At 77.0% G+C, this 6,697-nt stretch carries 4 protein-coding genes and 2 pseudogenes; 3 read left to right on the top strand and 3 right to left on the bottom strand.

Annotation, left to right across the window (positions count from 1 at the left end):
- Nucleotides 1-237 (top strand): annotated as a pseudogene (locus JZ5iCDA_RS19030) (hypothetical protein); the annotation flags it as partial.
- A 113-nt stretch (nt 238-350) separates the two neighbouring features.
- Here JZ5iCDA_RS19030 and JZ5iCDA_RS18495 read toward each other — a convergent pair.
- The gene (locus JZ5iCDA_RS18495) at nt 351-542 is read right to left on the bottom strand and encodes a hypothetical protein (protein ID WP_139123126.1); all 192 of its coding nucleotides are present in this window, start codon (nt 540-542) and stop codon (nt 351-353) included.
- A 148-nt stretch (nt 543-690) separates the two neighbouring features.
- Nucleotides 691-1,641, bottom strand: a complete 951-nt coding sequence (locus tag JZ5iCDA_RS14325) for a hypothetical protein (RefSeq protein ID WP_139123125.1) — start codon at nt 1,639-1,641, stop codon at nt 691-693.
- Nucleotides 1,642-2,030: 389 nt separating this feature from the next.
- Between JZ5iCDA_RS14325 and JZ5iCDA_RS14320 the strand changes: the two genes are divergently transcribed.
- Nucleotides 2,031-2,642 carry a hypothetical protein gene (locus tag JZ5iCDA_RS14320; protein WP_069387777.1) on the top strand — a complete coding sequence of 204 codons (612 nt, stop codon included), beginning with the start codon at nt 2,031-2,033 and terminating at the stop codon, nt 2,640-2,642.
- Between the two features lie 75 nt (nt 2,643-2,717).
- Here JZ5iCDA_RS14320 and JZ5iCDA_RS14315 read toward each other — a convergent pair whose 3' ends face one another.
- Nucleotides 2,718-5,423 carry a helix-turn-helix transcriptional regulator gene (locus tag JZ5iCDA_RS14315; RefSeq protein ID WP_069387776.1) on the bottom strand — a complete coding sequence of 902 codons (2,706 nt, stop codon included), beginning with the start codon at nt 5,421-5,423 and terminating at the stop codon, nt 2,718-2,720.
- Nucleotides 5,424-5,696: 273 nt separating this feature from the next.
- Here JZ5iCDA_RS14315 and JZ5iCDA_RS14310 point away from each other — a divergent pair.
- Nucleotides 5,697-6,697 (top strand): annotated as a pseudogene (locus JZ5iCDA_RS14310) (hypothetical protein); the annotation flags it as partial.

Genomic DNA, 6,697 nt, shown 5'->3' with positions numbered 1-6,697 from the left:
GCCGCTGCCCGGGACGCCGCGCTCGCCGGGCCGCGGGCGACGACGCGCGTCCTGCTGTGGCTGCCGGCCGTCGGGGTGCTGCTCGGCTACGTGCTCGGCGCCGACCCCGTCGCGACGGCGCTCGACGGCGGGATCGGCACGGTCGGCGTGCTGCTCGGCGTGCTGATGCTCCTCGCGGGCCGGACGTGGTCGCAGCGGCTCGTCGCCCGCGCCCGCGCGGTGGGCGACGAGCCGTGACGGCCCTCGTCGTCGCCGCGTGGGTCCTCGCCGGCTCGTCGCCCTGGTGGGCGGCACGCGCCGCGGTGCAGCGCAGGGCGCGTTCCGTCACCGTGCCGTCGGGCGCCGCCCGGTCACGTGACGCGCGGACCGGCGGGGACGACGACCACGGCGCCGTGGGGACGGGCGTCGTGCTCGAGCTCCGGGGCGTGCTGCGCGCCGACCACGGCGAGCGCGTGCTCGCGCGCGGCGCTCGGCATCCTCGAGACACCCGCGAGCACCCCGCGGACTCCCGGGTCCTGCCACCCGGCCCCTGCGTCAGACATTCCCCTGGCCCCCTGTACCCCTGAGTCCCCCTGCATCCCTGCGTCCCCCGGCGTCCCCATGACGCACGCTCACACGGCGACGCTCATTCTCGCACCGCTGCACGACCGCGGTGCCGCGCCGGGTGGCGCGCGTGCCGGCCGTCGTCGCTCACGCGTGCACCAGCGCGTCGACGTCGATCCCCATGGTGCGCAGGTGCTCGACCGCGAGCTCGCGGACGCGCTCGATGTGCGCCACGGTGCGGCGGCGCGGCAGCCCGAGCGTGCGCGAGATCCACACCACGGTGTCCTGGCCGGGCAGCGGCCCCCCGCCGCCGTAGGCCTCCGACATCCACAGCGCCGCCACGCGACCGCGCGCCGGGTGCTCGGCGCGCGCGGCGTCCACGACGGACCGCAGCAGCGCGGGCACCTCGACCGGGTGGAGCACGCAGTCGGGGTCGGCCTCGACGTGGGTGTCCGCGTCGAGCGCGTCGTCGAACGGCAGCGCGCCCCGCAGGACGAGCTCGTCGGCCTCGGTCACGACCATGCCCTGGCGCACCACGTCGGCGCGCTGCGCGCCCAGGCGCTCGTTCGTGGCGCGGACCGCCTCCTGCACGGACGGCGTCGTGCCGCGCAGGGCGGCGAGCTCGGAACGCGTGCGGGCGAGCTCGCGCCGGCGCCGCTGGGCCGCGACCATGCCGGACGCCGGAGCCGTCGCGTGGTCGACGAACGAGCGGACCCGCGGGCGCGCCGTGTAGACGAGGATCGCGAGGAACGAGCGCATCGTGCTCAGGTATCCGGGGTCGCGGCGCGAGCGCTCGAGCATCTCCCAGGCGGTCTCCGTGACGATCGCGTCGACGTCGTCGACGTACCGCGTGACCGGGACGGCGTTCGCGCGGCACAGCTGGGCGGCGATCCGGCGCCAGTGCGGGCGGTGGGTGGCGATGAAGGACGACACCTCGGCGTGGTACCGGGCGTCGTCCTCGAGCGCGACGATGCGCGCGACCTCCGCGCGGACCGAGTCCGGGACCGTCGTGTCGTCGGCCGAGGGCTCCTCGACGGCGCGCTCCGGCGCCTCGCGCACCCGCTCGGGATGCGTGCTCGGAGCAACCTGGTATTTCACGGTTCAAGCATGAGGTCGCATCAGGACGTCCTGCACCCCTACACGCTTCTTTCACACCGTGGTTCACCCTTTTTTCATCCCTTTCCGCCCGGTCCGTGGGACGGGGGCGGCCGGGTCGGCGGACGGGGCGGCGGACGGTGCCCGCGGGACGGGCCGTCGTGCCGCGTCGTGGAGGAGGCGCGGCGTGGCTACACTTCCGCCTTGGCGAACGTCTCGCCGGGCGGGGGCGCGGAGACGGAGACGAGAGCAGGAGGTGGGCGCATGGCCGCAACGGCCTGCACGCCGTCCCGGTCGCCGCGCGCAGCGGGACCGTCCGCCTCCGGACCCGGCGGCGCCCCGCACGGCGGGCGGCGCACCGGCACGGGGCGGCACCGGACGGTGGCGCCGCGATGAGCCCGGACGAGGGCAGGCCGGCCGCGTGGGACGACACCACGTGGGCGGCCTGGGCCGTCGGCCTCGTCGAGCCGCTGGTCGACCCCTACGAGCGCGTCGCCACCCTCGAGGCGATGCGGGACCAGGCGCGCGGTCACCGGCTGCGCGCCGTCACGCTGCTCGCCGGCACGCTCACGGACCTCCTCGACTCGCTGCCCGAGCACGACCCGTGGCGCCACGTCGACCCCGCGACCTTCGGCACCTACCGCGACGGGCTGGACCTCGTCCCGACGGAGGCCACGGAGATCCGTGAGGACATCGGTCTCGCGGCGCTGGCCCGGCCGCTCGGGCGCGACGGCGCCCGCCTCATGAGCGAGGCCGAGCACGGCTGGGAGAACGCGGCGCACGCCGCGAGCGCGATGGACGACCCGGTCGTCGCGCTGACCCGCGCCGTCGCGTGGGCGTCGTGGCGGCGGCGGGTCTACCTCGGCGACGACAGCTACCCGGTGCTCGTCCTGTTCTCGTGGCTGCGCCGCGCCGCGCTCGTCGCCGCGGGCGGCGAGATCGACGACGACCGCGCCCGCCAGGAGATGCGCGCGTCGGCCAAGATCGTCGACGACCTCGTCTGACCGGCCGGGCGCGCCCGGCACCGACGCCGACCCCGGCACCCCGACCGCGACGCCGACCGCGACGCCGGGCCGCCCTCACAGGTCGCCGAGCGCCGTCGCCGGGTCCACGTGGTCGGCCGCGATGAGGCCGAGGTCGATCCCCTTCGCGAGCGCGTCCTCGCGCCGGCGCACGCCGAGCTTGCGGTAGACCGAGCGCAGCTGGCTCTTCACGGTGTTGACCGAGACCATGAGGCTCCGGGAGATCTCGGCGGCGGTCGCGTGCCGCATCAGCGCGTCGAGCACCACGATCTCGCGGTCCGTGAGGGGCTGCGGCAGGTCGGCGATCGGCACGAAGAGCTCGGGGACGGGCTCGGCCTCGGCGATCACGCGCTGCGCCGTCTGGTCCCGGCTGCGTGCGGCGAGGTCGGCGAGCGCGCGCAGGTCGCGGCGGGGGAGCAGCGCGAGGGCGAACCGCAGCCGGCGGTCCTCCGCGACCGCGGCGAGCTTGCCGAGCGCGTCGCACGCGGCCGTGTCGTCGTCGGCGTGCGTGAGCGCGGCCGCCAGCAGCGCCCAGTGCGCGACGCGCAGGCGCGGGGCGGCGTCGGGCGGGGGCGTGCGCTCCACGAGCAGGTCGCGCGCGGTCTGCCACCCGTCGGTGAGCAGCGCGACGTGCGCACGCAGCAGCGGTGTGCGCGGCGACTGCGCGGGCGCGACCTTCAGCAGGGCGTGGACCGCGCCGACCCGCCCGCGCGCGAGGTTGAGCAGACCGCTCGCGTAGCCGACCTGCTCGATGTTGCGGGTCGTCAGGCGCCGCGCCCCGCGCTCGGAGTCCACGTACCGGCGCAGTCGCTCGCTGCCGAGCGCCGTCTCGAACGCCGTGAGGTCCACGTACGCCTGCACGGTCGCGAAGAGCGGCCGCGACTCGAGCGTCGCGAGGTGCGGGCGCATGACGTCGAGGTGCGCCTGTGCGCCGCGCGCGTCGAACCGCTCGAGGCGCACGAGCGCGCGGGCGAGGCGGTAGAGGTCGTCGTCACGCCCGGCGTGCACCTGCTCGTGCGGCGAGGCGTCGATGATCTCGAGGTCGCGCTCGGCCTCCGGCATGTCGCCGCGCATCGCGCGGACGAGGGCGCGCAGGGACAGGCCGTAGAGCGTGCGCGGGTTCTCCGTGGGCGAGTCGCCGAGGTCGTCGAGCACGGACAGCGCCTCGCCCGACGCGCCGCCGCGCGCGAACGACATCGCGATCTCGGCGCGCAGGCGCGGCAGCTCGCGGACCATCTGGCGACGCTCGTCGAGCCGGAGCTCGGTGAGGGACCGGTGGGCGCGTCGCGCGGGCTCGAGCGCGCGCTGCGCCGACCCGGTGGAGCGCAGCGCCACCGACTCGAGCACCTCGAGGACGACCCGCTCCGTCGGCGAGGCGGCCCGGGCGCGCGGCTTGATCGCGGCGAGCGCGAGCCGGTACATCTCGATCGCCTCGCCGCGCTGGCCCGGCACGCTGTCGTGGTGGATCGCGAGGGCGCCCGCGAGGAGCGGGTAGCGGCGCAGCTCGTGCACCGGGATGCGGCTGAGATGACCGAGCCGGGCGAGCGTGTGCGGCTCGAGCAGCTCGGCCCAGTAGCGCGAGACGGCCGCCGAGGCGACGTCGAGGTCGCCGGCCGTGACCGCGTGCCCGAGCGCCTCCACGGGGTAGCCGTTGGCGAGGTACCAGCGCGCGGTGGCCAGCTCGAGCCGGTGCGACTCCTCGGGGCGCTCGCGGCGCGACGTCTCCAGCACGAGCGAGCGCACCACCGGGAAGAGCACGAAGACCCGTCCGGACGGCCGTCGCTCCCACGTGCCGAGCCCGCGCTCCTCGAGCATCGTCAGCAGCTCGGGCGCCTGCGGGTCGCGGCTGAGCGCGACCGCGAGGTCGGCGGTGAGGATGTCCGGGACGGCGCACGGCTCGAGCAGCTGCTCGAGCCGGGTCCGGGCCGCCCCCTGCAGCTGCTTGTCGATCGCGGCCCGCAGGAGCTCGTCCGCGACCTGGACGTGCGCCGGCGTCCCGTGGGAGCCCGCCATCTCGGCGGCGAGCATCGCCACCCGCAGGTACAGCGGCTGGCCGCCCGTGCGCACGTGCGCGGTCGCGGGGTCGAGGTCGACGCCCGCGTGCCGCAGGACCCGCGCCGTCTCGTCGGGCGTGAAGGGCAGCTGGTCGGCGGTGATCACCGTGCGGTCGAGCTCGAGCCCCACGACGGGCGACTCCAGCGGGGACACCGTCCGGGTCGCCAGCGCGACGCACAGCGTGGGGCACAGCCGGAGCAGCCGGAGCACGTCGGCGTGGACCTCGTCGCCGTCGACCTCGTGGTAATCGTCGACGACGACGACCACGTCACCGGGCACGGCGAGGAACGCCTCCGCCAGCCGCTCGGGGATCTCGTCCGCCTCCAGGTCGCCCGGGCCGAACGCGGCGTCGAACCCCTCGAGCCCGGCGCGCGACGCCCGCCGGGCGACGGCGCGCCACAGGTCGAGCCGCGTCGTCGCCGGCGTGGCCGTGAACCACACGCCCACCGCACCCCGGCGCCGCGCCCACTCCGCGAGCAGCGACGTCTTGCCGCTCCCGGCGGGGCCGCGCACGACGCGCAGGGCCGCGTCGGCGTCGAGCCGGTCGAGGAGGCGTTCCCGGACGAGCTCGAGGTGGGGGGCTCGGGGGGCGCCGTACAGGCGGAAGGGCCTCGCGTCCGCCTCCGGCATTCCGCCTCCCCGCTCTTCCTCGGTGCGGCCCAGGGACGTGACGTCGGCGGCGTCGTCGACGTGTCTCAGCAGCGGCACCGTGCCGATCCGACCTTCACCATAGGCGAGGTCCTGCGCGCGTTCCCGGCCAGTGCACGATTTCGCCCGCGCTGCGTGGTCCGTCCCTCGCGGACCCCCGGCACGGACCCGGACGAGCGGGGCGGACCGGGCGTCGGACCCCGCGTGCGTGGCCTGCGCGACCCGGTCCGCGTGTCGCGCGGGCTGAGGTGCGGTCGTCGCGCATAGGGTTCGCGGGGCCGTACCGGCCGACCCGAGCCGGGAGAGGAGGACGGGCGCGCAGCCCGCACGGTCATGAAGCGAACCGCCCGACTCCGCGCGCTGGCCGCGGCGGCGGCGCTCGCGTGCGTCCTCGTGGTCCCCACGCCGGCGGGCGCGACCGAGGGCGGCACGCCTCCCGGCCTCGCCGACGCCCCGGGACGCACGACCGCGGTGGCGCACCACGACCTCGTGACCGTCCCGGTGCCCGAGGTCGTGGTGCGCACGACCGGCACGGGGACCTCCTACCTGCTGCCGGAGACCGTGGGCGTGCGGTGGCTCGTCGACGGGCAGCCCGTGGCCGAGGTCGCGACGCGCGACGACGCGCACTGGCGCCTCGACGGCGACCCCGCCGTGGCGCCGCTCGTCGTCGTCGCGGTGGCGGAGGCCGGCCACCGGCTGCTGCTCGCGGACGGCACGACGGCGTCCCGCGCCGCCGCGCTCGACCGGCGGGCCCCGGTCGACGCGGCCCGCCCGGAGGTCGTCGACGGGGACGGGACGGCCGACTCCTACGTGGTCCCGGACGTGCCGGGGCTCGTCGTCGCCGACGCCGAGGGCACCGTGCTCGCGCCGGGCAGCACGCACCCGGTCACGGGTTACGTCGACCACGAGGCGGTCGTCGTCCTCACGCTGACGGCGGCGCCGGGCCACCGGCTCGAGGTCGACGGGGTCCCGGTCGAGGCCATGCCCGGCGAGGGCGCCCCGTGGCGCGTGGAGCTGAGGTTCGACGGCACCACCGCGGTCACGCCCGTCGCGCCCACGTTCACCGACGGCGGGCCGGGCACGGGCACCGTGGACGTCCCGCAGGTCGAGGGGCTCGAGTACCGCCTGGGCGACGCCGTGGCCGCGCCGGGCGTGCACGCCGCCGCCGGCACGGTGACGGTGACGGCGTACGCGCTCGACGGGTACGCGCTCGCCGGCGACGCCGCGTGGTCGCACGTGTTCCCCGCCGCCGGTGCGGCGCCCGAGGAACCGGTGGCGTCCGGGCCGGCCGCGCAGCTCGCGGGCGGTCCCCGTCGGGGGACGGGCGGGGACGC

Origin of the sequence: Cellulosimicrobium cellulans, assembly GCF_001722485.1 — a bacterium.
Lineage (GTDB): Bacteria > Actinomycetota > Actinomycetes > Actinomycetales > Cellulomonadaceae > Cellulosimicrobium > Cellulosimicrobium cellulans_A.
The sequence above is the reverse complement of the archived record's forward strand: the minus strand, read 5'-3'. Positions and strand labels throughout refer to the sequence as shown.

Excerpts from the sequence above, each read along its gene's own strand:
- JZ5iCDA_RS18495 (WP_139123126.1), bottom strand. The coding sequence starts at position 542 with ATGTCTGACGCAGGGGCCGGGTGGCAGGACCCGGGAGTCCGCGGGGTG.
- JZ5iCDA_RS14320 (WP_069387777.1), top strand. The coding sequence starts at position 2,031 with ATGAGCCCGGACGAGGGCAGGCCGGCCGCGTGGGACGACACCACGTGG.